This window comes from Streptomyces sp. NPDC058691, from assembly GCF_042714775.1.
Taxonomy (GTDB): domain Bacteria; phylum Actinomycetota; class Actinomycetes; order Streptomycetales; family Streptomycetaceae; genus Actinacidiphila.
This window is the reverse complement of the sequence record NZ_JBHXSO010000015.1, coordinates 65,382-92,216: the sequence shown is the minus strand read 5'-3', so window position 1 is coordinate 92,216 and position 26,835 is coordinate 65,382. Positions and strand designations below refer to the sequence as shown.

The 26,835-nt window shown below is 73.7% G+C and carries 22 protein-coding genes; 14 read left to right on the top strand and 8 right to left on the bottom strand.

Translation table 11 applies throughout. The features are described 5' to 3' along the window. The first annotated feature begins 11 nt into the window (after positions 1-11). A complete protein-coding gene (locus ACFWVC_RS13210; protein ID WP_384283555.1) occupies positions 12-1,562 on the top strand; it encodes an APC family permease in 1,551 nt (516 codons plus the stop codon). 101 nt (positions 1,563-1,663) lie between these two features. Next, positions 1,664-3,634 (top strand): primary-amine oxidase, encoded by a 1,971-nt coding sequence (locus tag ACFWVC_RS13205; RefSeq protein WP_384283551.1) that lies wholly within the window; start codon positions 1,664-1,666, stop codon positions 3,632-3,634. 63 nt (positions 3,635-3,697) lie between these two features. Here ACFWVC_RS13205 and ACFWVC_RS13200 read toward each other — a convergent pair whose 3' ends face one another. Together ACFWVC_RS13200 and ACFWVC_RS13195 are read right to left on the bottom strand one after the other, a co-directional pair. Then, positions 3,698-4,702 carry an aldo/keto reductase family protein gene (locus ACFWVC_RS13200; protein ID WP_384283548.1) on the bottom strand — a complete coding sequence of 335 codons (1,005 nt, stop codon included), beginning with the start codon at positions 4,700-4,702 and terminating at the stop codon, positions 3,698-3,700. A 202-nt stretch (positions 4,703-4,904) separates the two neighbouring features. Then, the gene (locus ACFWVC_RS13195) at positions 4,905-5,768 is read right to left on the bottom strand and encodes a DUF6528 family protein (protein ID WP_384283545.1); all 864 of its coding nucleotides are present in this window, start codon (positions 5,766-5,768) and stop codon (positions 4,905-4,907) included. A gap of 76 nt (positions 5,769-5,844) precedes the next feature. Here ACFWVC_RS13195 and ACFWVC_RS13190 point away from each other — a divergent pair, with 76 nt between their 5' ends. After that, on the top strand, positions 5,845-6,417 hold the full coding sequence (locus tag ACFWVC_RS13190) for a GNAT family N-acetyltransferase (RefSeq protein ID WP_384283542.1): 573 nt from the start codon (positions 5,845-5,847) through the stop codon (positions 6,415-6,417). A gap of 37 nt (positions 6,418-6,454) precedes the next feature. Further along, positions 6,455-8,881, top strand: a complete 2,427-nt coding sequence (locus tag ACFWVC_RS13185) for a Tex family protein (RefSeq protein ID WP_384283540.1) — start codon at positions 6,455-6,457, stop codon at positions 8,879-8,881. Positions 8,882-8,993: 112 nt separating this feature from the next. On the opposite strand, the gene ACFWVC_RS13180 is transcribed toward ACFWVC_RS13185, so the two are convergent. Continuing rightward, complete coding sequence (locus ACFWVC_RS13180; RefSeq protein WP_384283538.1) at positions 8,994-9,980, bottom strand: hypothetical protein; 987 nt, start codon at positions 9,978-9,980, stop codon at positions 8,994-8,996. 392 nt (positions 9,981-10,372) lie between these two features. On the opposite strand from ACFWVC_RS13180, the gene ACFWVC_RS13175 reads away from it, so the two are divergent. Both ACFWVC_RS13175 and ACFWVC_RS13170 read left to right on the top strand, forming a co-directional pair. Beyond that, a complete protein-coding gene (locus ACFWVC_RS13175; protein ID WP_384283735.1) occupies positions 10,373-12,235 on the top strand; it encodes a Xaa-Pro dipeptidyl-peptidase in 1,863 nt (620 codons plus the stop codon). A gap of 61 nt (positions 12,236-12,296) precedes the next feature. After that, a complete protein-coding gene (locus ACFWVC_RS13170) occupies positions 12,297-13,628 on the top strand; it encodes an MFS transporter (protein WP_384283535.1) in 1,332 nt (443 codons plus the stop codon). A gap of 201 nt (positions 13,629-13,829) precedes the next feature. Here the strand turns inward: ACFWVC_RS13170 and ACFWVC_RS13165 are convergent, their stop codons facing one another. Continuing rightward, positions 13,830-14,963 (bottom strand): CaiB/BaiF CoA transferase family protein, encoded by a 1,134-nt coding sequence (locus tag ACFWVC_RS13165; RefSeq protein WP_384283532.1) that lies wholly within the window; start codon positions 14,961-14,963, stop codon positions 13,830-13,832. Between the two features lie 125 nt (positions 14,964-15,088). Here ACFWVC_RS13165 and ACFWVC_RS13160 point away from each other — a divergent pair, with 125 nt between their 5' ends. From ACFWVC_RS13160 to ACFWVC_RS13150, 3 genes are all read left to right on the top strand, one after another. After that, positions 15,089-15,472 (top strand): hypothetical protein, encoded by a 384-nt coding sequence (locus ACFWVC_RS13160; RefSeq protein ID WP_384283529.1) that lies wholly within the window; start codon positions 15,089-15,091, stop codon positions 15,470-15,472. 97 nt (positions 15,473-15,569) lie between these two features. After that, entirely contained in the window at positions 15,570-15,776 is a 207-nt protein-coding gene (locus ACFWVC_RS13155) for a hypothetical protein (RefSeq protein ID WP_384283526.1), read from the top strand. Between the two features lie 141 nt (positions 15,777-15,917). Beyond that, complete coding sequence (locus ACFWVC_RS13150) at positions 15,918-16,112, top strand: hypothetical protein (protein WP_384283523.1); 195 nt, start codon at positions 15,918-15,920, stop codon at positions 16,110-16,112. A gap of 33 nt (positions 16,113-16,145) precedes the next feature. On the opposite strand, the gene ACFWVC_RS13145 is transcribed toward ACFWVC_RS13150, so the two are convergent. Next, complete coding sequence (locus ACFWVC_RS13145) at positions 16,146-16,646, bottom strand: VOC family protein (RefSeq protein WP_384283520.1); 501 nt, start codon at positions 16,644-16,646, stop codon at positions 16,146-16,148. Between the two features lie 114 nt (positions 16,647-16,760). Between ACFWVC_RS13145 and ACFWVC_RS13140 the strand changes: the two genes are divergently transcribed. Then, positions 16,761-17,291 (top strand): MOSC domain-containing protein, encoded by a 531-nt coding sequence (locus tag ACFWVC_RS13140; protein WP_384283733.1) that lies wholly within the window; start codon positions 16,761-16,763, stop codon positions 17,289-17,291. Here the strand turns inward: ACFWVC_RS13140 and ACFWVC_RS13135 are convergent, their stop codons facing one another. Beyond that, entirely contained in the window at positions 17,292-18,683 is a 1,392-nt protein-coding gene (locus ACFWVC_RS13135; RefSeq protein ID WP_384283517.1) for a tannase/feruloyl esterase family alpha/beta hydrolase, read from the bottom strand. A gap of 353 nt (positions 18,684-19,036) precedes the next feature. On the opposite strand from ACFWVC_RS13135, the gene ACFWVC_RS13130 reads away from it, so the two are divergent. Together ACFWVC_RS13130 and ACFWVC_RS13125 are read left to right on the top strand one after the other, a co-directional pair. Further along, a complete protein-coding gene (locus tag ACFWVC_RS13130; RefSeq protein WP_384283514.1) occupies positions 19,037-20,056 on the top strand; it encodes an isopenicillin N synthase family dioxygenase in 1,020 nt (339 codons plus the stop codon). 37 nt (positions 20,057-20,093) lie between these two features. Then, a complete protein-coding gene (locus ACFWVC_RS13125; protein ID WP_384283511.1) occupies positions 20,094-21,176 on the top strand; it encodes a PP2C family protein-serine/threonine phosphatase in 1,083 nt (360 codons plus the stop codon). 29 nt (positions 21,177-21,205) lie between these two features. Here ACFWVC_RS13125 and ACFWVC_RS13120 read toward each other — a convergent pair whose 3' ends face one another. Continuing rightward, complete coding sequence (locus tag ACFWVC_RS13120; RefSeq protein ID WP_384283508.1) at positions 21,206-22,123, bottom strand: peptidoglycan recognition protein; 918 nt, start codon at positions 22,121-22,123, stop codon at positions 21,206-21,208. 95 nt (positions 22,124-22,218) lie between these two features. Further along, the gene (locus ACFWVC_RS13115; RefSeq protein ID WP_384283506.1) at positions 22,219-22,683 is read right to left on the bottom strand and encodes an SAM-dependent methyltransferase; all 465 of its coding nucleotides are present in this window, start codon (positions 22,681-22,683) and stop codon (positions 22,219-22,221) included. Positions 22,684-22,755: 72 nt separating this feature from the next. Here ACFWVC_RS13115 and ACFWVC_RS13110 point away from each other — a divergent pair, with 72 nt between their 5' ends. Further along, positions 22,756-23,526, top strand: coding sequence for a class I SAM-dependent methyltransferase (locus ACFWVC_RS13110; RefSeq protein WP_384283503.1), 771 nt, complete (start codon positions 22,756-22,758; stop codon positions 23,524-23,526). 366 nt (positions 23,527-23,892) lie between these two features. Beyond that, on the top strand, positions 23,893-26,829 hold the full coding sequence (locus tag ACFWVC_RS13105; protein WP_384283501.1) for a hypothetical protein: 2,937 nt from the start codon (positions 23,893-23,895) through the stop codon (positions 26,827-26,829). Positions 26,830-26,835 lie beyond the last annotated feature (6 nt).

The window sequence follows — 26,835 nt, the reverse complement described above, 5'->3', positions numbered from 1 at the left end:
AAGGAATTGCCATGCTGACGGGGAATACCGGGATCAGCACGTTCAAGGGCGAGGAGAGAGCCCTGCGGGCCGACCGGCTCGGCCTGCCAGGCCTGCTGCTGTCCGTGGTCGCCGCCAACGCCCCGTTGATGGTCGTCGCGGGCGTCATGCCCACCGCGTACGGCGTCATGGGCATCGTCGGGCAGCCGCTGCTGTTCGTGATCCTCGGGGTCGTGCTCATCCTCTTCACCGTCGGCTACGCCGAGATGAGCCGCCACGTCCACAACGCGGGCGCCTTCTACGCCTACATCGCGCGCGGCCTCGGCGGCACCGCCGGCGCCGGCGCGTCGGTCGTCGCGCTCGTGTCCTACAGCGCCCTGCAGTTCGGCGTCTACGGCCTGTTCGGCTTCGAGATCTCCGGGCTGTTCGAGACCTACCTCGACATCACGATCGCCTGGTGGGTCCCGGCCCTGCTCGGTGTCCTCGTGGTCGGTGCGCTCGGCTGGCTGAAGATCGACCTCAACGCCAAGGTCCTGGGCGTCCTGCTGCTGATCGAGATCACCCTCGTCGTCATCTTCGACGTCGCCGCCATCGGCAATCCCTCCAAGGAGGGGCTGTCGCTGCACGCCTTCGACCCGTCCACCCTCAGCGGTGCGGGGCTGGGCACCGCGCTGTGCCTGTGCATCGCCGCGTTCGTCGGCTTCGAGCAGCCGCCCGTCTACGCCGAGGAGACCAACCGGCCCCAGGTGCTCGTCGCCCGGGTGACCTTCCTCGCCGTCACCTTCGTCGCGGTCTTCTTCGCCATCAGCTCCTGGGCGCTGAGCGTGGCCACCGGCCCGTCGCAGATCGTGGGCCAGTCGCAGAAGCAGGGTCCCGGACTGCTGTTCGGCCTCAGCGAGTCGATCATCGGCGCCACCTTCACCGACGTCCTCCACGTCCTGTACGTGACGGGCATGTTCGCCTGCCTGCTCAGCTTCCACAACGTCGTCGCCCGCTACGCCTTCGCCATGGGCCGCGAGGGCCTGCTGCCCTCCGCGTTCGGCCGTACGAACCCCAAGAGCGGTGCCCCGGCGCACGGTTCGCTGCTGCAGACCGTCATCTCCCTCGTCGCCGTCGTCGCCTTCGCCGTCACCGACGGCAGCGGCGCCGCCGACCACGACCCGACCGCGCCCGTGCTCAAGCTCTTCACCTGGGGCGGCAACGTCGGCGCCCTGGGCATCATCGTGCTGCTGGCCACCACGGCCTTCGCGGTCATCGGGTACTTCGTCCGGCGCGGCGCGCTGCGCACCCAGGCGCCGAGGATCGCCGCCTCCGCGCTGGCGGGTGTCGCGCTGATCGTCATCGCGGTCTACGCCGTCAAGGACTTCGACGTCCTGGTCGCCGGCGCGGGCTCCGCGGTCTCCTGGATCCTGCCCGGCGTGATCGGAGTCTCCGTCGTCGGCGGCCTGGTGTACGGCCTGGTCCTGCGCTCCACGCGTCCCGAGCTGCACGCCCGCATCGGCCTCGGCAATGAGGCGTTCCGGATCGAGCAGGCCCGCGAGAACGCGGCAGACGCCGAACAGCCGGAGACCGCCGCCTCCTGACGCCGCCCGGCCCGTCGCACCCCGGCAGGGGAGCGGCGGGCCGGACGCATGCCCGCACCGACCCGTAGCGCAACGGCTCACGCACACCAGAGAGTTGTCCCATGTCCTCCTGCTGCCACACCGACGACACCGCCGCACACACCGGGCCCGCCTCGCCACACCCCCTCGACCCGCTGACCGCGGACGAGATCGCCGCCGCCCGCCGGATCCTCACCGAGGAGGGACAGGTCACCGAAGCGACCCGCTTCCCCCTGGTGCTGCTCGACGAGCCCGACCGGCACACCGCCGACGCGCACCGCGACGGCGACCCCGTCGTCCGCCGGCTGCGCGTCACCCTCCTGGACTCCGCGACCGGCGCCGCCGCCGAGGCCCTGGTGGACGTCACCGCGGGCGTGGTCGTCGCCCACCGCGCACTCGACACCGAGCAGGAGGGCCAGCCGCCGGTCACCTTCGAGGAGTACGAGATCGTCGAGCAGGTCGTCAAGGCCGACCCGGGCTGGCGCAAGGCCATGGCCGAGCGCGGCGTCACCGACCTGGACCTGGCCATCGCCGCCCCCCTGGGCGCCGGCCCGCTGCGCTTCGAGGACCGGCCCGGCGCCCGCCTCATGCGCTCGCTGACCTGGCTGCGCTGTGATGCCACCGACAGCCCCTGGGCGCACCCGGTGGCCGGGCTCGTCGCCGACGTCGACGTCATCGAGCGCAAGGTCGTCCGCCTCATCGACACCGGCGCCGTGCCGATCCCCGCCGAATGCGGCCGCTACGAGGCGGAGTTCAACGGCCCCGCCCGCACGGGCCTGCGCCCGCTGGAGATCACCCAGCCCGAGGGACCGTCCTTCGCCCTCACCGGCCGGCTGATGACCTGGCAGAAGTGGCGCTTCCGCATCGACTTCAACGGCCGCGAGGGCCTGGTCCTGCACCAGATCGGCTACGAGGACGGCGACCGGGTCCGCCCCGTCCTGCACCGCGCCTCGCTCGCCGAGATGGCCGTCGCCTACGCCGAGCCGGGCGAGGACCGCAACTGGGTCGCCTTCCTCGACGCGGGCGAGTACTCGCTCGGCCGCAACGCCAACGCCCTGAAGCTGGGATGCGACTGCCTCGGCGAGATCGCCTACCTCGACGCCGTCCTCTCCGACGACCTCGGCAACCCCGAGACCCTGCCGAACGCGATCTGCATCCACGAGGAGGACTACGGCCTCCTGTGGAAGCACACCGACATCTTCAACGGCATGACGGCCGACAGCCGTCGCTCCCGCCGCCTGGTCGTCTCCTACATCACCACCGTCGGCAACTACGACTACGGCTTCTACTGGTACTTCTACCAGGACGGCACGATCGGCTTCGAGGCCAAGTCCACCGGCATCGTGCAGACCTCCGCCGTCGAGCCCGGCACCGCCGACGCGGTCGGCACGGAGATCGCCCCGGGGCTGCTGGCCCCGTTCCACCAGCACATGTTCTGCGTCAGGCTGGACGCGGCGGTCGACGGGCACGCCAACACCGTCGAGGAGGTGGACGTCGTCCCCGTCCCGCACGGGCCGGACAACCCCAACGGCAACGTCTTCACCACCCGGGTGACCGCCATCGCGGACAGCGCCGAGGGCGGCCGCCTCGCCGACCCGCTCGCCGGACGGCGCTGGCGGATCACCAACCCCGGCTCGCTCAACCGGATGGGCAAGCCGGTCGCGTACACCCTCGTCCCGCAGCCCGGCCCGGTCGTCCTGGCCCAGCCGGACTCGGCCGTCGCCCGGCGCGCGGCCTACGGCACCAAGCACCTGTGGGTGACCCGCCACCGCCCCGAACGCCGCTTCCCCGCGGGCGACTACCCCAACCAGAACGCCGGCGGCGCCGGGCTGCCCCGTTGGACCGAGCCCGGCGAGCCGCTGGAGAACACCGAGCTGACCGTCTGGCACACCTTTGGCCCCACCCACCTGCCCCGGCTGGAGGAGTGGCCCGTCATGCCGGTCGACCACAGCGGCTTCACGCTCAAGCCCACCGGCTTCTTCGACCGGAACCCGTCGCTCGACCTCCCCAAGGAGACCCCGCGCGGCGAAGGGGCGCACTGCCACACCGAGTAGGCCGGACCGCGGCCCCGCGGTCACACCGACCGCGGGGCCTGTCCGATCAGGGACGTCGACCGGTCAGGGGCGGCGGACCGGGACGTTGTCGTGGACCCGCTTCGGGTCGGTGACGGCGACCGGCTCGAGGATCTCCTCGATACGCGCCATCAGCTCCTTCTCCAGGACGACACCCGACGCCTTGGCGTTCTCCGCGACCTGCTCGGGGCGGGAGGCGCCGACGATGGCCGCGGAGACGTTGGAGTTCTGCAGCACCCACGCCACCGCCAGCTGGGCCAGGGAGAGCCCGGCCTCGGCGGCCAGCGGCTCGAGCCGCGCGACGGCGTCCAGCACCTCGTCGCCCATCCAGCGGGCGATCATGTTGGCGCCGCCCTTGTCGTCGGTGGCCCGCGAGCCCTCCGGCGGCTGCTGACCGCGCTTGTACTTGCCGGTCAGCACACCCTGCGCGATCGGCGAGAAGACCACCTGGCCGATGCCGAGCTCCACACAGGTGGGGACGACCTCGCCCTCGATGACCCGCCACAGGGCGTTGTACTGCGGCTGGTTCGAGACCAGGGAGATGCGCAGTTCCCGCGCCAGCGCGTGGGCGCGGCGGATCTGCTCCGCGGGCCACTCGGAGACGCCGATGTACAGGGCCTTGCCGGAGTGGACGACGTCGGCGAACGCCTCCATCGTCTCCTCCAGCGGCGTCTCCACGTCGTAGCGGTGCGCCTGGTAGAGGTCCACGTAGTCGGTCTGCAGGCGGCGCAGCGAGCCGGCGATCGACTCCATGATGTGCTTGCGCGACAGGCCGCGGTCGTTGCGGCCGGGACCGGTCGGCCAGTAGACCTTGGTGAGGATCTCGAGGCCCTCGCGGCGCTCGCCCTTCAGCGCCTCGCCGAGCACCGACTCGGCGCGCGTCCCGGCGTAGACGTCGGCGGTGTCGAAGGTGGTGATGCCGGCCTCCAGGGCGGCCTGCACGCACGCCGTGGCGGCGTCCGCCTCCACCTGTGAACCGTGGGTGAGCCAGTTGCCGTAGGCGATCTCGCTGATGAGCAGACCGCTGCGGCCGAGGTGGCGGTATTCCATGGGAGCGAAGCCTCCGTTGGCGTGTGCGGGGGTGCCGGACCGGCCCGGTACGCGACGACCGCGGCCCTCCGGCGGCTCGGCGCCCGGGCGGGCACCGGCTGCGGAAATAGATGGTTAGTGCAATGTCCTCCGATCATTACATGCCCGGTGCCGGCGTCGGGGACCGGTCCCCGCGATCGCGGTCATCGGGGCCCCGCAGCCCTCAGCAGAAGTCGGGGGTCCACAGCCGCACCGCGGAGAACTCCGCGCCGGGGCGGGTGCGGGAGTACGCCGTCGTGCCGTCGGGGTCCATGAAGTCGACCGTGGGACCGCCCCGCACGCGTGGTCCGTCGACCTGGCCGCGGGCGCGGATCAGGGTGCCGGAGGGCTGGCTGAGGTAGGCGCGGACGTCGCTCGCCCCGTCCACCTGCCGGTACTTGCGGGTCTCGGCGTCGAGCCGGTAGGCGCCGTTGGTGTCGGTGAACCACAGCGACCCCGGTTCGCCGTACACCGGCTGCAGATCGAGGCCCTGCCCCTCGAAGTGGATCACGCTGTGCTCGGTCAGCATGGTGGCCGGGCCCCTGCCGGACAGCGCGTAGCGCACCAGCCGTTCCTCGCCGATCGCCCACAGCGCGGTGCGCGCCGGGTCGTAGAGCACGCCGTGCGCCCTGGACAGCGGGAGCGTGAGGAAGGGCGCGGACTGCTCGGTGTCGGTGTACAGGCGCAGCCGCCCGGGCGCCGCGGAGGCCACCGCGATGACCCCGCCCGGGATGCGCTCGATGGCGTGCGGGGTGTCGGCCGGCGTGATCGTCTGCCAGACGATCGCCCCCGTGTCCTCGCGGACCATCGCCGCCCGGCCGCCGAGTGCGGTGACCAGCACGACCCGCCCGTACGCCTGGGTTCTGCGCAGCCGGACGTCCGACAGGTGCTGCCAGCTCGTGCCCGTCCCGCCGGGCGCGCTCCAGCGCCAGGTGACCGCGGCGTCCTGCGACCAGTCGGCGGCGCCGGAGTCGAAGACGAGCACGTCGTTCCCGGACTGCTCCGTGATGGCGATGGGATGGCTTGTGCGCGCGGCGTACCGCGTCATGTCCTGCCCCCGTGTCGTTGTGAAGCCAACGAATAACCGGAGGATAGTCACGCGGCGCGCTGCCACCATGGAGCCCGTGACCGTACCGCGACAGAACATCCACGCTTCGCCCGTATGGGAGACAGCGCCGCTCGCCGTTGACGACCCGGTGTCGAGGGACCTGCTGTGGCGCTACTACGACGACATCGTCAGCCGCTACTACGGCAGGCCGATGACCCGGCAGGAGATCGACGACCTCCTTGTCGAGGACACCAGTGACGACCTCGCCGGCCCCACCGGCCGGTTCCTCGTCGGCCGCTACGGAGGACTCCCCTCCGGCTGCGCCGGGGTGCGGCTGCTCGCCCCCGGCATCGCCGAACTGCGCCGGGTCTGGGTCGCCCCGGTCGCCCGCCGTACCGGCGGGGCCGCGCTGCTGGTCAGCGCCGCCGAACGAGCGGCGGTGGAACACCTGGGCGCCCGCGTCATCCGCCTCGACACCCGCCCCGACCTGGTCGAGGCGCGGTCGCTGTACGCCAGGCTCGGGTACCACGAGATCGACGACTACAACGGCGACCGCTACGCCGGGCACTGGTTCGAGAAGCCACTGCCCCAGGACTCCGGCGCGGCTTCGCCCCCAGGCTCGCGGCTCGGCGGCCGGGCTCCGCAATAATGCAGCCGTAGTCCAGCCAGAAAGCAGGTCGCACATCGTGACGACAACGGTCTCGGTCGAGCGCAGGATCGCCGAGGAGCTCGGCGTACGGGAAGGGCAGGTCCACGCGGCCGTCGAACTCCTCGACGGCGGTGCGACCGTGCCGTTCGTGGCCCGCTACCGCAAGGAGGCGACGGGCGCCCTCGACGACGCACAGCTGCGCACGCTCGAGGAGCGGCTGCGCTACCTGCGGGAGCTCGACGAGCGGCGGGCCGCGATCCTGGAGTCCATCGAGTCCCAGGGCAAACTCGACGACGCCCTCAAGGCGCAGATCCTCGCCGCCGACTCCAAGGCGCGCCTCGAGGACATCTACCTGCCGTTCAAGCCCAAGCGCCGCACCAAGGCGCAGATCGCCCGCGAGGCCGGTCTCGAACCGCTCGCCGACCGGCTGCTGGAGAACCCCGCGCTCGACCCGCAGGACGAGGCGGCCGGCTTCGTCGACGCCGACAAGGGCGTGGCGGACACGGCCGCGGCGCTGGAAGGCGCCCGCGCGATCCTGACCGAGCGGTTCTCCGAGGACGCCGACCTCACCGGCGAGCTGCGCACCCGGATGTGGGAGCGCGGCCGGCTGGTCTCCAAGGTTCGGGAGGGCAAGGAGGAGGCGGGTGCGAAGTTCGCCGACTACTTCGACTTCGCCGAGCCGTTCGGGAAGCTTCCCTCGCACCGTGTGCTCGCGATGTTCCGCGGCGAGAAGGAGGAGGTCCTCGACCTCACCCTGGAGCCCGAGGAGCCGGTCGAGGACGGCCCGTCCAGCTTCGAGCGCAAGATCGCCCACCACTTCGGCGTCACCGACCGCGGCCGCCCCGCCGACAAGTGGCTGGCCGACACGGTGCGCTGGGCCTGGCGGACCCGCTTCCTCGTGCGGCTCGGTCTCGACCTGCGCGTCCAGCTGCGCCAGGACGCCGAGGACGAGGCGGTGCGGGTCTTCGCCACCAACCTGCGCGACCTGCTGCTCGCCGCCCCCGCCGGCACCCGCGCCACGATGGGCCTCGACCCCGGCTTCCGCACCGGCGTGAAGGTCGCGGTCGTGGACGCCACGGGCAAGGTCGTCGCCACCGACACGATCTTCCCGCACGTGCCGCGCAACCAGTGGGACGCGTCCATCGCCACGCTCGCCCGGCTCGCGGCGGCGCATCAGGTCGATCTCGTCGCGATCGGCAACGGCACCGCGTCCCGGGAGACCGACAAGCTCGCCGCCGACCTGATCAAGCGGCACCCGGAGCTGAAGCTGACCAAGGCCGTCGTCTCCGAGGCCGGCGCCTCGGTCTACTCCGCCTCGGCCTACGCCTCCGCCGAACTGCCGGACATGGACGTCTCATTGCGCGGCGCCGTCTCCATCGCCCGCCGCCTGCAGGACCCGTTGGCGGAGCTGGTGAAGATCGACCCCAAGTCGATCGGCGTCGGCCAGTACCAGCACGACCTGTCCGAGCTGAAGCTGTCGCGCTCGCTCGACGCGGTCGTCGAGGACTGCGTGAACGGCGTCGGCGTCGACGTCAACACCGCCTCGGTGCCGCTGCTGCGCCGCGTCTCCGGCATCACCGAGGGCCTGGCCGGCAACATCGTCGCCCACCGCGACGCCAACGGCCCCTTCCGCAAGCGCACGGCGCTCAAGGAAGTGGCCCGGCTCGGCCCGAAGGCGTACGAACAGTGCGCGGGCTTCCTGCGCATCCCCGGCGGCGACGACCCGCTGGACGCCTCCAGCGTGCACCCGGAGTCGTACCCGGTGGTCCGCCGCATGAGCACTGCCGCCGGCACCGACATCGGGGCGCTCATCGGTAACGGCTCCGTCCTGCGCGCACTCAAGGCGGACGATTTCGTGGACGACACCTTCGGCCTGCCGACGGTCACCGACATCCTCGCCGAGTTGGAGAAGCCGGGCCGCGACCCCCGACCGGCCTTCAAGACCGCCGAGTTCAAGGAGGGCGTGGAGGAACTCAAGCACCTTGCGCCCGGCATGATCCTGGAGGGCGTCGTCACCAATGTCGCCGCCTTCGGCGCCTTCGTGGACGTCGGCGTCCACCAGGACGGTCTCGTCCACGTCTCCGCGATGTCGAAGACCTTCGTCAGCGACCCGCGCGACGTCGTCAAGTCCGGTGACATCGTGCGCGTCAAGGTGCTCGACGTGGACATCCCCCGCAAGCGCATCTCCCTGACGCTCCGTCTCGACGACGAGGCGGCGACGGATGCCGGATCAGGTTCCGGTTCTGGTTCCGGTTCCGGCACCGCCAAGGGCAACGGCGGCGGTGGACGCTCCGAGCGGGGTCCGCGTCCCGACCGGCGCGGAGGCACGCCCCGTCAGTCGCGTGGCGGCGGCGGTGGCGGCGGCGGTGACCGCCCCGCGCCCTCCGGCGCCATGGCGGACGCCCTGCGCCGCGCGGGCCTGGACAAGGGCCTGGGCGGCGGTGGGGGCGGCCGCCGCGGCTGACACCGGCCGATGACCGCGTGACCGCGCGCCGGGAAGGACGGGACGACGCCCGTGCTCCCCGGCGCGCGGCGTTCGGCGCGGGCGGGAGCGTGCCGCGCAGGGGTCGTGCCGATCACGAGGATCGGGGCGGCGCTCCGCGCGTGGACGGGGCGTACGGGCTGCCGCGATGGGCGGGCCGGTGCGTGCGCATCACCGGCGCGTCGGCGAAGGTGCGGCCGAACCGGGGTGACGCGCCCAGGAATCGGGGCAGTGCCGCCACCGCCCGGACGGCACTGAGCCGCGGGCCGATCGTGGACCTCACGCAGCCGACCGCGGCCTGCGCCCGGTCGCCCTCCTTGGTCGTCCTCTCGCCCAGAGCGCCCCGCCGGGTGTCCGGCGTCCGTGCGGCCCCCGGCAGGCCGCGGCTTAGGTGCAGCGTGATCCCGAGCGCGTCGAGGGCATGGGTCGCGCCCAGGCGGGTGCCGTACGAGAAGCCCGCGTAGTGCGGGGAGCGCAGCATGTCCATGTCCCGGGCGGCATCGGGTTTCCCGACGTACGGGAGCAGCCCTCCGACATGCCGCTCGCACTCGTCGGCGGTCTTGCGGAACATCGTGTCCCACATGAAGGCGACCGGCCGGCCCGTGTCGCAGTCGGCCAGGGCGCCGCGGCCGGGGCTTCCGGGGGCCATCGCGACGAGGTCGTAGGCGCCGGGGCCGCCGGGGTCGAGCTGGAGAGAACCGAGCCTGCCGCCGCCGGACCTCTTGCGGGTGGCCGAGACCAGGATGTCGCCGGCCTCGGGATGAGCGTGGTCCAGGGGCACGCGCATGGTGACGCACTGGAAGCCGTCGGCCTGGTCGCAGGGCCGCCACGCCGGTCTCTGCCCGTAGTAGGGACGCAACTCCGTTGCCACCGCGGCCGCGTCGTCCGTTGCCGGGGCGCTCCCGGACGGTGCGGGGCGAGGCGCGGGGGAGGTCCGCGGCGGGGCGGCGCAGGCGGTGAGCAGCACAGCGCCGGCGCCCAGTGCGGCGAGGCCGCGCCAAGGTGTGCGCTGGAACGTGGTGCCGAAAGGAAGGCTGGGGGAGGGGCCGGACGTGCGGCCGGTGGTGCGGGCAGCGATCATGGCCGGCGTTCCTTTCGCGCCCCGGCGATCCGCGGGGCCAATCGGGATTCGGCTCCGGTCCCCGGGGTGTGTGTCACCCGTCGAGCCGTGTTCCGGGTCCGCTGCGAGGGAGGCTCTGCGGTCCACCCGTCGACCCGGCTGCGTGACCAGCTCATCACGTGGCGTGTTCGCCGGACAGTTCGGCTACGCCGAATGTGTGAACGAGGCCGCATGTCACGGCTCTCGTGCGGCGGCGGCGCCGGGCCGGCCCGGCGGTCGAGGCCGCTCCCAAGATCCGGACCGAGGGCGGGAGTTGGCCGGGAACCTGCTGTTGGCATGGCACCGCCAAACGTTAGCGTCCGCGGGTGCCCTCCCTGCCGCGCAATCCCCGCCCCCGTGCCCGTGCCCGCGCGATGTCCGTCGTCGCGGCGGTCGTCGCCGCCCTCGCCGCCGTCCTCCTCCCCGTGACGCCCGCGCACGCCGCGTCCGCCGGCACCGTGCGGGACGGACTCAGCCGGCCCGACTACTCCTACGCCGACGCCATTCGCGAGGCGGTGTGGGTCGACACGGGACGTGACGGCGACGGCGACGGCCGGACCGACCGGGTGGCCGCCGACATCGTGCGTCCGCGGGAGGCCGCCGCCGCGGGCCGCAAGGTGCCGGTGATCATGGACGCGAGTCCGTACTACTCCTGCTGCGGACGCGGCAACGAGGGCCAGACCAAGACCTACGACGCCCAAGGGCGCATGATCCAGGCGCCCTTGTTCTACGACAACTACTTCGTGCCGCGCGGCTACGCGGTGGTCCTTGTCGACCTCGCCGGGACGAACCGCTCCGACGGCTGCGTGGACGTCGGCGGCCCCTCGGACATCGGTTCCGCCAAGGCCGTCGTCGACTGGCTGGGCGGCCGCGCCACCGCGTACACCTCGCGCACCGGCACGCACACCGCCGCGGCGCGCTGGTCGACCGGCGACGTCGGCATGATCGGCAAGAGCTGGGACGGCACCATCGCCAACGGCGTCGCTGCGACCGGGGTGAAGGGCCTGCGGACCATCGTCCCGATCAGCGCCATCAGCTCCTGGTACGACTACTACTTCCAGCAGGGCGCGGCCTTGTACGGCTCCGGCCCCGACTGGTTGTCGGACTACGTCGAGAGCGACGACGCCCGCGCCCGGTGCGCCGCGGCGCAGCAGACGATCGTGAACGGCGCGCCCCGCAGCGGCGACTGGACCCGCTTCTGGAGCGAGCGCGACTACACCCGGCACGCCGGCAAGGTCCGCGCCAGCGTCCTCGCGGTGCACGGCATGCAGGACCTCAACGTCCGCACCAAGCACTTCGGGCAGTGGTGGCAGGCCCTGGCCGCACACGGCGTGGAGCGGAAGGTGTGGCTGTCGCAGACCGGCCACGTCGACCCGTTCGACTACCGCCGCGACGCGTGGGTCCCGACGCTGCACCGCTGGTTCGACCACTACCTGCTGGGCGTGCGCAACGGCATCGAGCGCGAGCCCGCCGCCGACATCGAACGCTCCCCGGACCACTGGACGACCGACCGCTCCTGGCCGCCGGCCGGTACCGCGCGGACCCGGCTCGACCTGAGCTCCGGAGCCACCCCCGGCCTCGGGATCCTCGGCCGTACGCCTGCCGCGCCCGGCAGCACCGAGGGCTTCACCGACGCGCCGCGGCGCGGTGAGGAGGACTGGGCCGCCGCCGCGGACACCGCGGGCACGGACAAGACGGTGTTCAGCACCGGCGCTCTCACCGGTCCGGTGCGCCTCTCCGGCAGCGGCACGGTCACGCTGACCGCGTCGGCCTCCACCACGAGCGCGCACCTGTCGGCGGTCGTGGTCGACCTCGGCCCCGCGACGATCCGGAACTTCCTCGGCGCCAAGGAAGGCATCACCGACCTGACCACCCGTTCCTGCTGGGGCGCGAGCGTCCCCGGCGACAGCGCCTGCTTCCTCGACACGGCCGCGGACACCGCGGAGGTGACCCACACCGTGGTCAGCCGCGGTTGGGCCGACCTCGGGCACGCCGCCTCCGCACGGCACGGCCGGCCCCTCGTCCCCGGGCGCGCCTACACCACCACCATCACCCTGGCCGCCACCGACCACGTCGTCCCGGCCGGGCACCGGCTCGCGCTCATCGTCGCGGGCACCGACGCCGGGCTCCTGGAGCCGCCCGGCAGCAACCCGGCGGTGACGATCGACCTCGCCCGCTCGTCCGCCCTGCTGCCGCTCGCCGGAACCCTGCCGGGGGCAGCGCATTCCGGGCGATGACCGAGGCGGGTAGGGTCGGCGGGTCAGCGATAGTTGTACGAGGAAGCAAAAGGCCCGCCCCGTGGACAGCACCAAGAAGACCGCCGGCACCCCGATAGAGGACGCGGCCCGCGCCGCCGACGACGAACCCTGTGAACCCGGGCGCCGCACCGGCATGCGGCGCTGGCTCATGGACACCCGGCCCCTGCGGCACCCCGCCTACCGCCGGCTGTGGACCTCGACCACCGTGACCGCCGTGGGCAGTCAGCTCACGGCGGTCGCCGTTCCCAAGCAGATCTACGACATCACGGGCTCGTCCGCGTGGGTCGGCTACTCCAGCATCGCCGGACTCGTCCCGCTGGTCGTCTTCGCCCTGTGGGGCGGCGCCGTCGCCGACAGCGTGGACCGCCGCAAGCTGATGCTCGTCACCAACATCGGCATCGCCGTCACCTCACTGCTGTTCTGGGTGCAGGCCTTCCTCGGCGTCGGTTCGGTGTGGCTGCTCATGCTCCTGCTCGCCGCGCAGCAGGCATGCGCCGGCATGAACGCCCCCGCGCGCAGTGCCGCCGTCGCGCGGCTCGTGCCCCCGCAGGAACTCCCGGCGGCGGTGGCGCTCGGCTCGACCGTGATGCAGACCGGCCTGGTGGTGGGCCCGCTGCTGGCCGGCGCCCTCATCCCCGTCCTCGGGCTGCCGACCCTCTACCTCCTCGACGCCATCGCGCTGACCGCGACCGTCTGGGCCGTCTTCCGGCTGCCCGCGCTGCCCCCGCTCGACAAGAGCGGTGCCGCGGTCGCCCGGCGCGGCGGCTGGCGGGAGGTCGGCGACGGCTTCCGCTACATCACCGCGCAGCGCATCCTGCTCCTGTCGTTCGTCGCCGACATCATCGCGATGGTCTTCGGCATGCCGCGCGCCCTGTTCCCGCAGCTCGCCGCGACCACCTACGCCCCCTGGGGCGAGGGGCTGGCCCTGGGCCTGCTCTTCGCCGCGATCCCCATCGGCGCGGTCGTGGGCGGCCTGTTCTCGGGCACCTTCTCGCGGGCCAAGCGGCACGGCCTGATGGTCGTCATCGCCGTGTCCGGCTGGGGTGTGGCGATCGCCGGCCTCGGGCTCAGCAGCAGCCTTTGGTGGGCGACGGCGTTCCTCGCGCTCGCCGGCTTCGCCGACATGGTCTCGATGGTGTTCCGCAGCGCGATCCTGCAGTCCGTGGCCACCGACGACATGCGCGGCCGCATGCAGGGCGTCTTCACGGTCGTCGTCGCGGGCGGCCCGCGCGTCGCGGACCTGCTGCACGGCACGGCCGGCTCGGCGTTCGGCACACGGACGGCCGTCACCGCGGGCGGCATCCTGGTCGTCGTGGCAATGCTCAGCCTCGCGGCGGCGTTCCCGGTGTTCACCCGCTACCGGGGGGCGTGAGACCCGGAGTTGCCGAGTGCCCCGGTTCCGCTGTGGCGGACCCCGGCGGCGACCCGGCAGCCCGCCCCGTCCGGGTCAGGACCACGGGGGCGGTGCACCACTGCGAGCGTGGTCGGCAGCGTGCCGATCTTGAGCCTACCGGGTGCACCGCGCGGTCCGGCGGCGGGGGCGGATGCGGCACCCGGATGGCCGCGGGATCCGTCAACCGGAGAACTCCCTGCGTACGGCTTCCGTGTGAGCGCCGAGGGCCGGCACCTCCCGCATCGGGGTCTCGCGGCCCGCGACCCCGACCGGCGGCAGCAGTCCGCGCAGCGGTCCCGCGGGGGAGCCGAACTCCCGCCAGCGCGAGCGTGCCGCGAGCTGCGGATGGCCGGCGAACTCCGGGACGGTGCGCAGCCGGGCGTTGGCGATCCCGGCACGGTCCAGCAGGGCCATGGCGCCGTCCGCGGTGTGCCCGGCCAGGCACGCCTCCAGCTGGGCGGTGAGCGCGTCGTCGTGCGCGCGGCGCAGCGGGTTGTCGGCGAAGCGCGGGTCGCGGGTCAGCTCCGGGCGGCGCAGGACCTGTTCGCACAGCGCCACCCACTCCCGGTCGTTCTGCACGCTGAGGAAGACCACCGCGCCGTCGCCGCAGCGATAGGGCCCGTACGGTGAGATCGACGGATGCCGGGCGCCGCTGCGGGCGACCGGGGCGCCGCCGTAGGCCTGCGAGTACAGCGGGTGGCCCATCCACTCGGCGAGCGCGTCGAGCAGCGACACCTCCAGGGCCGTGCCCGCGCCGGTCCGTTCCCGCTCGTACAGGGCGGTCAGGATCCCGGCGTACGCGTACATGCCGCCCGCGATGTCGGCGACGGAGATCCCGGGCCGTGCGGGGGCCTCCGGGCCGCCGGTGATCGACAGCAGCCCGGCCTCGCACTGGACGAGCAGGTCGTACGCCTTCTTGTCGCGGTACGGGCCGTCCGGCCCGTAGCCGGAGATGTCACAGGTGATGAGCCGGGGGTCGCGGGCGCGCAGCGCGTCCGCGCCGAGCCCGAGCCGTCCGGCCGCGCCCGGCGCGAGGTTCTGCACGAAGACGTCGGCGCGGGCGACGATCCGGTCCAGCAGAGCGCGGTCGCCCGGCTGCTTGAGGTCGAGCACGACGCTCTCCTTGCCCCGGTTGCACCACACGAAGTACGCCGACAGCCCCCGCACCGTGCGGTCGTAGTCGCGCGCGAAGTCCCCGCCGGGCCGCTCGACCTTGATGACGCGGGCCCCGAGATCGGCCAGGTGGCGGGTCGCGTACGGCGCGGCGACGGCCTGCTCCAGGGCCACGACCGTGATGCCCTCCAGAGGCTGCATGCGCGGTTCCTTCCGCGGGCGTTGGGTCGGCAGGGTGAACGCGTGCGTCGATCAGCCTAGTGAGCTGCGGGGTTGCCCGCCCGGCCCGGTAAGGAGGGAGGAGTACGCATCCGGAGGAGCAGTGCATGCCGCAAAACGCAGGGCGACCTCCAAGCCGGACCCGGCCCTCGGGTCTGCCGGTGCTGCTCGTGGCCCTGGCATGCCTGTTGCACGCGCTGTGCGGCCTTTGGGGGCCGGTGCCCGTCCCGCCCGCCGAGCGGACGGCGGCCGTGGCCGCCGTCACCGACGGGGCGGGCGCGGAGACCCACCACCATCCGGCGCACGTCGCCCGGCGCGCGGCGCCGCACGCCGGCCCCCACCACCGTGGTGCCGCTCCCCAGAACCACGCCTGGGCCGCCGCCCGTGACGCGGCCGCGGCGGACCCCGTGGCCGCGGCCGTGTGGGGCCCGGCCCGGCACACTTCTCCCGCCGGACCTCCCGGCCCCCTGCACGCCGTCCTGCGCTGCTGACAGCGCCCGGCCGCCGACCGCATCGCACCGTTCCGCAACGCGCCGCGCGGCCCGCCGCCATGCCCCGCACCAGGACGAACACCGCAGGAGAAGCACCATGCCCGTGGACATCTACGCCGCCCTGGGCGCGCTCGTGCGCGCCGAGGCCACCCGCGACCACGAACGGCGGGTCGCAGCCGCAGCCGCAGCCGCAGCCGCGGCCTCCGCCTCTGACCCCGCCCCCGGGGACGCGCCGGACGGCCCCCGGACGGCCGACGCGGGAGCGCCGGAGCCCCACGAAGACCGCGGGGTGAACGACAACTGACCACGGCTCGGGCGTAGTTCGCCGGGCGCCCCCGATCGCCGGCGACGCCGGGCCCACCGCGGCCGCGGCCGGGAACCGCCACGGCACGCGCCGCGTTTACCCATGTGAGCGCGGCGCGTGCCGCGGACGGAGGCGGGGAAGATGTCCAATCGCGCGAAGTACGTCATCGGCGGCCTGGCGGTCGGCCTCGTGGCGTTCTGGGTCCTTGCGGCGTTCCTCCCCAACTGGATCGCCCTCCTGATCGTCCTCGGCGTCCCCGCGGCCGCCTACCTCACCCTCGACCCCTCCCAGCGCCGCCGCCTGCGCCGCGCCGGACGCAAGCAGATCGGCCGTTAGGCCGTCGGGCCTGGGCCCCGCCCGAGCCGCGCGTCAGGTCGCGGAGCCGGCCGCGGCGCCGGTCGCGAGGTCGGGGCCCCAGCGGTCGAGGGCGGCCTGGAGGTCGAGGGGGAGCGGGCCGGTGGCTTCCTGGGTGGTGGGCCAGTCCTCGCGGGGGACGCGCCACATGACCTCGAACTCGTTGCCGTCCGGGTCCTTGGCGTACAGGGACTTGGACACCACGTGGTCGCTCGCGCCGACGAGCGCGCCCCGGTCGGTGAGCGCGCGGGCGGTGTCGGCGAGTTCGCCGAGCGTGCCCACCTCCCAGGCGAGGTGGTAGAGGCCGACCCGGCCCTGCTCGGGGCCCGGCGCGTCCTTGCCGATGGCGAACAGCCCCAGGTCGTGGTCGTTGAGAGTGTCCCGGGCGCTCAGGAAAGCGGCGCGGCCGGGGATCTCCACGTCGACCTTGAAGCCGAACACGTCGGTGTAGAACTCGACGGACCGGGCGACGTCACGGATGTAGAGCACGGCGTGATTGAGGCGGCGAACAGGCATGAGTCCAGCGTAGGGAAATCTTCTTGAAGTTTCAATGAAGCATTCGGCTAGGCTGATCTTCCAGCAGCCCGGACGAGGGGAGCGCGTTCCGTGACCGCCACAGTCACCGCCACTGTGATCGCCGTCAGTCGCGACGAGGGACACCACTTCAGCAAGCCGACGCACGAGAGCATCCGCCTGCTGACCGGGCTCGGGGTCGAGGGCGACGCGCATCTCGGGGTGACGGTGCAGCACCGTTCGCGGGTGGCGCAGGACCCGACGCAGCCGAACCTGCGTCAGGTCCACCTGATCCACGGCGAACTCCACGACGAACTGCGGGCGGCGGGATACGAGGTCACCCCCGGCGAGCTCGGCGAGAACGTCACCACCCGCGGCATCGACCTGCTCGGCCTGCCCGTCGGCACCCGGCTGCGGCTGGGAGCCGAGGCGGTCGTCGAGGTCACCGGGCTGCGCAATCCGTGCCTGCAGATCGAGGCGTTCCGCAGCGGGTTGCTCAAGCAGGTCGTCGGCCGCGACGAGCACGGCGCGGTCGTCCGCAAGGGCGGCGTCATGGGCGTCGTGCTGACCGGCGGCGAGGTGCGGCCCGGGGACCGGGTCGGCGTCGAGCTGCCCGAGGGGCCGCACCGCCGGCTGGAACGGGTCTGATCAGCCAAGCGCGCAGGAGTTGACCACGTCGCCGCCCGCAGGGCGCGGCACCGTTCGGTCACCCGGCGGCGTGCGCCCGTCCTCCACCCAGGCCGTCAGTGCGCCCAGCGCCTCCCGGTAGCAGGGCAGGACCGGCCGCAGCCGGTCCGGATAGGAGTCGTACAGGCCGTCCACGTGGTTCCCGCCCGCCACCCGGTAGTAGCGGTGCAGGCGGCCGCGCCCGGCACCGTCGATCATGCGGTCGTAGGCGTCGGAGTCGGCCGCGATCGGCAGGAGCGTGTCCAGGGTGCCGTGGAGGGTGATCATCGGTTTGCCGATCCGGCCGGTGAGCGCGACCCGGGCGACGGCGCGGTGCACCGAGGCGGGCCGCGTGGCGTAGTCGTAGTCCGCGTCCGAGGCACAGGGGGCGAGGATCTCGGGAACGGTCGCACCGGCGCTCGCCCCCGGGCACGCGGGGTCGTAGGAGGGGTCGAATTCGGCTCGATAGGTTTTTTGCGTGATGCCCCAGTACGCCTGCTGGTGGTAGGGCCACAGGAATTCCGATCCCGGCGCGAAACCGGCCGCGAGCAGGTCCGCGTCGGTCGCCCGGCCCTGGGCGCGGGCCACCGTCACGGGCAGCGACGTGAGCAGGTTGGGGCCGTCCGCCGTCCAGAGGGTGCCCTCCCAGTCCACGCCGCCGTCGTAGAGCGCCGGATGGTTCTCCAGCTGCCACCGGGTGAGGTAGCCGCCGTTGGAGATCCCGGTCATGTAGGTGCGGCGCGGCGCGTGGCCGTACCGGTGGGCGACGGCGGCCTTGGCGGCCACGGTGAGCTGGGTCGTGCGCCGGTTCCACTCGGCGATCGCGTCCCCGGGACGGCGGCCGTCGGTATAGAAGTCCGGTCCGCTGTTGCCCTTGTCGGTCGCGGCGAAGGCGTAGCCCTGCGCGACCGCCCAGTCGGAGATGAGCACGTCGAGCGAGTACTGCTTGCGGGTGCCGGGCGCGCCCGTGACGATCAGGCCGCCGTTCCAGCGGTCCGGCATCCGCAGCACGAACTGCGCGTCGTGGTTCCAGCCGTGCGTGGTGTTGAAGCCCGAGCTGTCCGGGAAGTAGCCGTCGACCTGGACTCCGGGCACGCCCGAGGGGCGCACGGTGCCCGCGGCGGACAGCCCCGCCTGGTCGGCGGAATCGGTGTACGGAGTGCCCGCCAGCGCGGTCGTCGTCAGGTCCGGCAGGCAGGTGCGCTGCGCGAGGGCGGCGCCGGGCACCACCACCCGGTCCAGCCGCGCGCAGTGGCCGGCGGTCGCGGTCCGCGCCCCCGCGGGCACCGCGGTGGCGCCCAGTACGAGGGCCGCGGCGGCGAGCAGGGGAACACTCTTCGGGACACCTCTGGTGAGGCCTCTCCAGGGGCGCATGGTGCCTCCAGGGCGCGTCGGGGTCGGTTGCCGCCACATCGTGGCCGCCGCCGCACGCCCGGGCCATGGCGTCGCCCCACGTCCGCGCGGCCCCGCCCATGGGCCCGGGTGACATGGGTCACGGAGCGTCGTCGCCCGGAGCAGTACCCTTGGCCCATGCTTCTGCTCGTGCGCCGCCGACACGTGGACTTCGTCCGCGTCACGAGCATGTCCTGTCGCCGCAGCGGCTGAGCCCCGGCACCCGCTTCTTTTCCCCCTCCTTCACCCGGCCCCGCGCCGCCGCCCCAACAGGGCCCCGCGCGGAGCGTTCGGCCACCGCCGCCGCTGCCGGGACACACACTGCGGAAAGACACATGACGCTCCAGCTCCCCGTGATCGACCTGTCGGCCGCCGACCGCGGCCCCGACGCCCGCGCCCGGCTCCACCGCGAACTGCACGCCGCCGCCCACGACGTCGGCTTCTTCCAGCTGACCGGCCACGGCGTCACCGCCGAGGAGACGGCCGCGCTGATGCGCGTGATCCGCGCGTTCTTCGCCCTCCCCGAGGCGGACCGGCTCGCCCTCGGCAACCTCAACTCCCCCCACTTCCGCGGCTACACCCGCATCGGCGACGAGCGCACCGGCGGCAGCCAGGACTGGCGGGACCAGCTCGACATCGGCGCCGAGCGGCCCCGGCACGCTCCCGCACCCGGCGAAGCCCCGTACTGGTGGCTCGAAGGCCCCAACCAGTGGCCCGCCGGCCTCCCCGAGCTGCGCGAGCTCTCCCTGCGCTGGATCGACCGGCTCAGCGGCATCGCGCACCGCCTGCTGCACGAGCTGCTGGCCTCCATCGGCGCCCCCGAGGACTTCTACGACGCCGCCTTCGCCGACGAACCGCACCTGCACCTGAAGCTGGTCCGCTACCCCGGCACCGCCCCCACCGGCGACGGCCAGGGCGTCGGCGCGCACAAGGACTACGGTTTCCTGACCCTGCTGCTCCAGGACGAGGTCGGCGGCCTCGAGGTGGAGCGCTCCGACGGCCGGTTCCACGACGTCCCGCCGCTGCCGGGCGCCTTCGTCGTCAACCTCGGCGAACTGCTGGAGGTCGCCACCGACGGCTGGCTCAAGGCCACCAACCACCGCGTCGTCAGCCCGCCCGGGGCGCGCGAGCGCTTCTCCGTGCCCTTCTTCTACAACCCGCGGCTCGACGCGCGCATCGCCCCGCTGCCCTTCGCGCACGCTCAGCACGCCCCGGGCGCCACCCAGGACCCGGCGAATCCGCTGTTCGCCGAGTACGGGCGCAACGAGCTCAAGGGATGGCTGCGCGCCCACCCCGAGGTCGCCCGGCGGCACCACCCGGACCTCGTGGCCGCCGAGGCGGCCGCCGCCCGCTGATCCGGCGGCCGCGGCCCTGCGCGGTTACCGTGCCTCTATGGGGACGGTTCCCGCCGAGGGCGGCACAGTGCAGGTCGCCACGCTGCCCCGGTGGCTGCGCCTGCTGCCGGTCCTCCTGCTGGCCGCCCTGATCGTGGCGCAGGGCGTCACACCCGGCGACGTGGAACTGGGCGCCTACTACGCGGCGGTCTCCCCGCTGGCCGCCCTCACTTACGGAGTCCTGGGCACGGCCGTCACCGCGGTCGCCGTGGTCGTGGTGATGATGCTCCCGGTCGTCGGCTCTGGCAGTCTCGCCGGCGCCGAACTGGGCGCCGTCGTGCTGATCGGTGCCCTCAGTGTGGTGATCGCCGGAGTGGGCCAGCGGTCCCGGGGGCGCCTGGTGGAGGCCGGCTCGGTCGCTGAAGCCGCCCAGCACGCCGTGCTGGCCCCCGTGCCGCCCAAGGTGGGTGCGGTGCACTGCGCGGCGCTGTACCGGGCGGCGCAGCGCGGCACCCTGGTGGGCGGCGACCTGTTCGACGTACGGGACGGACCCCATGGCGTGCGGGCGCTGATCGCGGACGTGCAGGGCCACGGACTCGCCGCGGTGTCCACCGTCGCGTCCCTGCTCGGCGCCTTTCGCGAGGCGGCTCTCGACCAGCCGGACCTGAGGAGCGTCGCCGGGCGTCTGGAGCGGCGCCTGCTGCTGGACGCCGACGCGAACGGCGAGTTGTTCGCGACGGCGCTGCTGCTGGAGTTCCCCGAGGGCGGATCGGTGGTGCGGCTGGCCTGTCACGGTCACCCGCCGGCGCTGCTGCTGCGCGACGGCGCGGTGGCGGAGCTGACGGCCGACCCCGCGCCACCGCTGGGCACCGGACTGCCGGGCCTGCCCCGGCCCGTGACGGCGGAAGTGGGGCTGCGGCCCGGCGACATGATCCTGGCCTACACCGACGGTGTGACGGAGGCCAGGAACGCGTCCGGGGTCTTCTATCCGCTCGCCGGCCGGCTGGCCGCGCGGCTGGCCCGGGGAGCGGATCCCTCGCCGCGCGAGGTGGTCGACGCGGTCTGGGAGGACCTGATCGGCTACGCGGGCGTGGTCGGCGACGACGTCGCGCTGCTGGCGCTCACGTTCGGCCGGCCATAGCCGTACTGCCTGGTGGGCGCTCGGCTCGTTCAGCCCTTGCGCGCCTGCGGCCGGCCCTGCAGCCGGGCGGCCTCGGCGCGGATCGCCGGCAGGGCGGCGTACAGGGCGTTGCCGGGGCAGTCGGTCATGAAGGCGTCCCGGTGACCCGCGATGACGTGGAACACCGCGTGCTTCCCTTTGCGGAAGCGGCTGTCGTCATTGCTGGACACCAGGGTGACCTTGGAACGCGGGTCGATGCCGGAGATCCCGAGCTTCCAGGCCGCGAGCCGGGCGATCCCCTCGGTCATCGCGTGCGTCACGCTGCCCGGGGCGTCGAAGGTGCCGACCGCCGCGACGCCGATCGTGTCCTCGTTGAAGCCGACCGCGTGGGCGCCGGTCACCGGCTTGGCCAGGCCGCCGGCCCGGCCCTCGTAGATCGTGCCGCACTTGTCGACGAAGAAGTTGTAGGCGACGTCGTCCCAGTGCTTGCCGCGCACATGGCCGGTGTAGATGTTCCGGATGATGCGCGGCACGTCCTTGCAGGCGTAGCCGTTGCCGCTGTCGGTGTGGTGCAGGAAGACCGCCTCCACCACGTGGCCGTAGTGGGGTGCCTCGTGGCGCAGCGACTCGTCCGCCCCCCAGGAGGCCCGGGTGACGATCCGCGGCTCGGAGGCCGGGTAGGCCGGGACCCGGTGCATGGTGACGCGGTCGGCGAGGTTGGGGAACGGCTGCACCTGCGGGGTCGGGGCCGGGCGGGCGTACAGGACGGGCGAGGGGGAGTGGACGACGGCACGGTGCACGCCCCACGCCGTCATGGCGGCGAAGCCCACCGCTCCGGTGCCGAGCACCAGGACGGTCGCTGTACGGCGCGAACGCCGTACGGCCCGGTGGCGGTGCGGCCCGTCCGGCCCTGGGCGCGAGCCGCGGGTTCCGTGGTGCGAGCCCGTGGCCGCATGCCTTGACTGCATAGAGGAACATCAGCTCATATGCCCGGACCGATCGGAGAGGACACGCCGCGCGCCGCCGCCGCCTCACCCGGATGCCGCCCGCGGCCCGCCCGCTGTCAGTAGTAGCGGCGCATCAACTCTCCGGCCCATGCCGGTTCCACGACCTCGCCCCGCGGGCCGAACCCGGTCATCCACGGTTTGATGTCGAGCACCGGAGTGCCGTCCACGGCGTCCAGACCCCTCACGTGGACGTCCAGTCCCTTGACGCGCAGCAGCTCGCAGCGCGAGACACCCAGCCGGTTCGGCCGGTCCTTGCCGCGCTGCGCGAAGATGCCCGTGAGCGGCCACTCGGTGTTGCCGCGCGGATGGCGCGCACCGGTCTGCTCCCGCTCCGGCGGCACGCGGTCGAAGCGATAGACGACCTCCAGGTGCGAGAAGGCCTCGAGTCCGAACAGCGCCTCAGGTCCGAAACGTCCCTCGTCCAGCCGGATCACCGCCTCCACCCCGCCCCAGTCGTCGTCCTCGACTACGGCGCGACCTCCGCTCACCCGTCCGATGGGACGCACCTCGATCACGGACATGCCCGCTCCCTTTTCGTTCACCATGTGAGACACTGGGTATCATCTGGTGGACGGGCTGTCTAGTGTGAGGGCATGCCGAGGGAATGGGACGCCACCACCTACGACGCGCTTCCGCTGCCACACGAGCAGTGGGGGAGGCGGACGCTCGGCCGGCTCGCCGCGTCCGGCCCGCGCGGTGACGAACGGGTACTCGATCTGGGCTGCGGCACCGGCCGCGACACCGCCGCGCTGCTGGACCTCCTCCCGGACGGGCACGTCGTGGCCGTCGACGGCTCACTGCGGATGCTCGACCGGCTGCGGCGGCGCCTGGCCGGACGCATGGACCGGGTCGAGGCCGTCCACGCCGACATCACGCGCGGGCTGCCCCTGCGCGAGCCGGTGGACGCCGTCGTCAGCGTCGCCACCCTTCACTGGATCCCCGACCACACCGCGATCTTCGGCGAAATCGCCCGCGTCCTGCGTCCGGGCGGCACCTTTGTCGCCGAATGCGGCGGACTCGGCAACATCGCCCAGGTCTCCGCGGCTGTCGAAGACGTCCTCGGCGCACAGCCCGCCGTCTGGCATTTCGCCGGCGTCGCCGACACCGAACAGCGGCTGCGCGAAGCCGGGTTCACCGACGTCGACGTGGCCCTCGTGCCGGATCCCGCACGCCTGGTGGCTGGGGACCAACTCCTCACCTACCTGGCCGTGGTCGTCCTGGGCGGGCAACTGGAACGCCTTCCCGAGGACGAGCACCAGGCCTTCGTCCGGGCCGTGGCGCAGCGCCTGCCGGAGCCGGTCGTTGACTATGTGCGGCTCACGATCTCCGCGAGACGCGGCCGATCCGGGGCACCGGGGGCGTAATTCACTTGCGGCACCCGGGGGCGACGGGGACGATCACCCCTGTCCAGGAGAACTCCCGAGGAGAAGTCCGCACTCTGTACACGCACTTCGACCATCTTCCTTTCCCGGCCCGGATGCGGGCCATCGCGGAACACGCGCGCTCCCTCAACGAGGACGGCTATCGCGCCGCCCGCGCCGCCCTCGCGAACGGGAATCCCGACGAGCGGCATCTCGCGCTCTTCCTCGCCGTCGTCCGCCGCGACATCGACGCCGTGACCGCGGCCGCTCGACGATCCCCTGCTGCGCCGCCGAGCCCTGGCGGCCGCCGTCCGGCTGCCCGTTCCCGACGCCGCGTTGGCGCGGCTCGCGGTGAGCGACGTTCGCGGCGTGCGACGTGACGCATACCGCGTCCTGCGGCTGTCCCGGCGCCGTGAGCTCGCCGCACGGCTGCTCCCGGAGGTCCGCGAGCGGTACGGGGACGCGGAGGCGGCACAACTGCTGCCCGCCTGCCCCGCCGGCACGGCGGGGGAGTGGCTGCCCCGGCTCGGCGCACCCGACGGCGCGCTGGCGTCGCTCGCCCGCACCGCGCCGCCGGCGGTCGCCGAACACCTCGTCCGCGCCGCCGCACGGGCCCAGGGCACCGTCGCGTGGTACCGGCTCGTCCACCGCCATCTGGACCTGGTGGAGTCCGTGGCCCGACGGGACCCCGCAGCCGCGCTGCTCCTCGCCGAGAAGGCGCCGCGCCTCGTGACCGGCGAGGCGGTGGTGGCCGCACTGCGCCGGCCCCGGGACCTGCTCGCCGCCGTCCGCCGCGCGGGCATCACGGAACTGCCGCTCCCCGACGGACCGTTTCCGAAGAGCGTCCGTCGCGCACTGCGCGCGCTGCTCCCGGAGGAACTGGCCGCACTCGCCGCGGTGTGCCGCACCCAGGACGACGAGCACCGGGACCTGGCCGAGCCCGTCACCGCCGACCCCCTGCTGGCACTCGTCGCCCCTGGCACGCGCGTCCGTCTGGTGCGGGAACGCGTGCCCGAAGGAAACCGGCACAAGGTGCCGGTCAGCGCGGTCGCCGCGCTGGAGCCCGAGGACCGCGCCGAGTTCCTCCGGGACCTGCCGGCCGGTACGGGGCGCGAGCGCGCCGTCCGGCTGCGCTTCGGCGTCCTCCTTCCACCGGCCGAGGCCGAACCCCTGTACCGCGGCCTGGCCGACGACTTCAACGTCCACCAGCGGCGCTCGGCCTGGCCGGGACTCCTCGCCGCCGCGGCGCAGTACGGCGACCCCACTGAGTACGCCCGCGTCTTCACCACCTGTGAGCGCGCCTGGCACGACCAGAACGTCGTACGCCAGGCGGCCCTGGAGCAGGCGGCCACCGGACCGGCCCGGCTGCTCGCGGCCGTCCCATACGCGGCATTGCGTGACGCGGCCCTGACCGCCGTCCAGTCCCACGACTCGACCGCGTACACCCTCCAGGCCGCCGAACGGCTGCTGCGGCGGGTGGCCGTGGCGGCCGCGACGCGCCGTGACCACGAACGCGCCGCGGCAGTCGCGCTGTTGCTCGCCCAGGTCGTCGCCGACCCCCGGTTCCCGGGCCGCGGGACGCTCCTGGACGTCGACCGGTCCGCCGCCCGGGCGATCTGGGCCGCGGGCCGTCAGGGCGCCGGCGTCCGGAGTGCGCTCGGCATCGCCGCACTCCTGGAGCGTCACGTGGCCGCACTGCCCGGCTGCGACGGACTCCTCGCCCGTACGGCCCTGGAGAGCGACGATCCCGCCGTCGCCGCACGCGCCGCCGGGGTCTGGCTCGCCGACCCCGCGACACGGGAGGCGCGTGCCGGAGAACTTCTCGCATCCGGCAGGCCGTTCAGCGCGGTCCCGTACCTGGAGGAAACGGTGACGCGGCGCCGCACCGACCTGCTGGAACGCTTGCCCGCGGCCGCCACCGCGCCGCCGTGGGTACCCGGTACGTCCGCGACCGCCGAAGGGCGCTGGCTGCCCGCACAGCGGGCCCTGATCGCACGGCACTTGGAGCGCGTGGCAACCGACGAGGACCTGCCGCTGAGGCAACGCTCCGGCGCGGCGTCCCAGTTGCGCGACGCCGCGGCCCTGCGGCGGCTCGTGGAGGGAGAGGTCCCGCAGCCCGTCGTTGCAGCCGCCCTGGCCTCGCTCGGCCGGATGGCCGACCGCACCGTGCTCGGCCCGCTGCTGGAGCACGCCGCCATGGGCGGTGTGCGCGGCCGGGCCGCGATGGGGGCGCTGCGCCGTCTCCTCGACGGAATTCCCGACGCGGAGGCGGTCGAATGGCTCGGCGGGATCGCCCGTGACCCGCGGGCGCCCGTCGGCTCGCGGAAGGAGGCTGCGCGGGCCCTGGGCGAACGCCCCGGCGAGCAGGCGTTCGGCGCCCTGCTGGCCGCGTGGGACGTGCCTGGCCAGCACCACGATGTGCTCGCCGTGCTGGCCGTGCCACTGACCGCGGCCCTGGACCGACCCGGGATCGCCGCCCGCCTGCGGGCCCGGATGGGGCACGCGGCGGTGCGCCAGGCCGTCATCGGCGGCCGCCGGGACACCGTCCCGGCCGGTGCGGATGTCCACGCGCACTTCCTGGCGGCCCTGGTGCGCGACGGCGGCGACACGGACGTCGTGGAGGCCGCCTGCGGCGCACTGGGCGCGGTGGTCCGCGATCACGGCGCGGACGAGGTGGTCGCCGGAGCGCTGGCCGCGGCGCTGTCCGACCCGGCACGGCCCCATGACGAGCGGTACACCGCCGGGTACGCGCTTTCCGGGGCGGCGGCGCGGTCCGGGGCGGCCGCCGCCGCGCTTCGCGACGCGCTCGGCGCTCTGGCGGGCGGCCGGGCGGAGTTGCGCCTCCTCGACCGTCTCGCGGCGAATCGCCACCAGCGTTCCGCAGTGGTGGACGTCGCGTACGCGGACGCACTGGAACAGGCGGGACTGGGCCGCGCCGCCGCCCGTGCGGCTTTCGACGCCGCGATCGCGGCGTTGCGCGAAGGGGACACCGCGGCGGAGCGGTGGGACCGCTGCCTACGGCTCGTCGAGCGGCACCCGTATGTGCTGTCCCTCGACGACCGGCCCTTTGCGATGAACGGCGCCGACGACGGCCGGCCCCTCCAAGCCGCTCTTGACGTGGCCCGTGCCCTGGGCCGGCGTCCCGGCACACTGGCCGGGCTGATCGCGGTGCTCCTTGTACGCGCGGGCGGCGAGGCCACCGGGTGGACGGGACCGTGGCCGGCCGAACTGGACGCCCTCAAGGCGCATGCCGACCCGGATGTCGCGGAGGCGGCGCTCGTCGCGGAGCTCAGGCGCCCGCTCTAGCCACGG

Bases quoted from the DNA above. Each gene is read 5' to 3' on its own strand.
- ACFWVC_RS13210 (WP_384283555.1), top strand. From the start codon at position 12: ATGCTGACGGGGAATACCGGGATCAGCACGTTCAAGGGCGAGGAGAGA.
- ACFWVC_RS13205 (WP_384283551.1), top strand. From the start codon at position 1,664: ATGTCCTCCTGCTGCCACACCGACGACACCGCCGCACACACCGGGCCC.
- ACFWVC_RS13200 (WP_384283548.1), bottom strand. From the start codon at position 4,702: ATGGAATACCGCCACCTCGGCCGCAGCGGTCTGCTCATCAGCGAGATC.
- ACFWVC_RS13195 (WP_384283545.1), bottom strand. From the start codon at position 5,768: ATGACGCGGTACGCCGCGCGCACAAGCCATCCCATCGCCATCACGGAG.
- ACFWVC_RS13180 (WP_384283538.1), bottom strand. From the start codon at position 9,980: ATGATCGCTGCCCGCACCACCGGCCGCACGTCCGGCCCCTCCCCCAGC.
- ACFWVC_RS13175 (WP_384283735.1), top strand. From the start codon at position 10,373: ATGTCCGTCGTCGCGGCGGTCGTCGCCGCCCTCGCCGCCGTCCTCCTC.
- ACFWVC_RS13165 (WP_384283532.1), bottom strand. From the start codon at position 14,963: ATGCAGCCTCTGGAGGGCATCACGGTCGTGGCCCTGGAGCAGGCCGTC.
- ACFWVC_RS13160 (WP_384283529.1), top strand. From the start codon at position 15,089: ATGCCGCAAAACGCAGGGCGACCTCCAAGCCGGACCCGGCCCTCGGGT.
- ACFWVC_RS13155 (WP_384283526.1), top strand. From the start codon at position 15,570: ATGCCCGTGGACATCTACGCCGCCCTGGGCGCGCTCGTGCGCGCCGAG.
- ACFWVC_RS13150 (WP_384283523.1), top strand. From the start codon at position 15,918: ATGTCCAATCGCGCGAAGTACGTCATCGGCGGCCTGGCGGTCGGCCTC.
- ACFWVC_RS13145 (WP_384283520.1), bottom strand. From the start codon at position 16,646: ATGCCTGTTCGCCGCCTCAATCACGCCGTGCTCTACATCCGTGACGTC.
- ACFWVC_RS13135 (WP_384283517.1), bottom strand. From the start codon at position 18,683: ATGCGCCCCTGGAGAGGCCTCACCAGAGGTGTCCCGAAGAGTGTTCCC.
- ACFWVC_RS13130 (WP_384283514.1), top strand. From the start codon at position 19,037: ATGACGCTCCAGCTCCCCGTGATCGACCTGTCGGCCGCCGACCGCGGC.
- ACFWVC_RS13125 (WP_384283511.1), top strand. From the start codon at position 20,094: ATGGGGACGGTTCCCGCCGAGGGCGGCACAGTGCAGGTCGCCACGCTG.
- ACFWVC_RS13120 (WP_384283508.1), bottom strand. From the start codon at position 22,123: ATGCAGTCAAGGCATGCGGCCACGGGCTCGCACCACGGAACCCGCGGC.
- ACFWVC_RS13115 (WP_384283506.1), bottom strand. From the start codon at position 22,683: ATGTCCGTGATCGAGGTGCGTCCCATCGGACGGGTGAGCGGAGGTCGC.
- ACFWVC_RS13110 (WP_384283503.1), top strand. From the start codon at position 22,756: ATGCCGAGGGAATGGGACGCCACCACCTACGACGCGCTTCCGCTGCCA.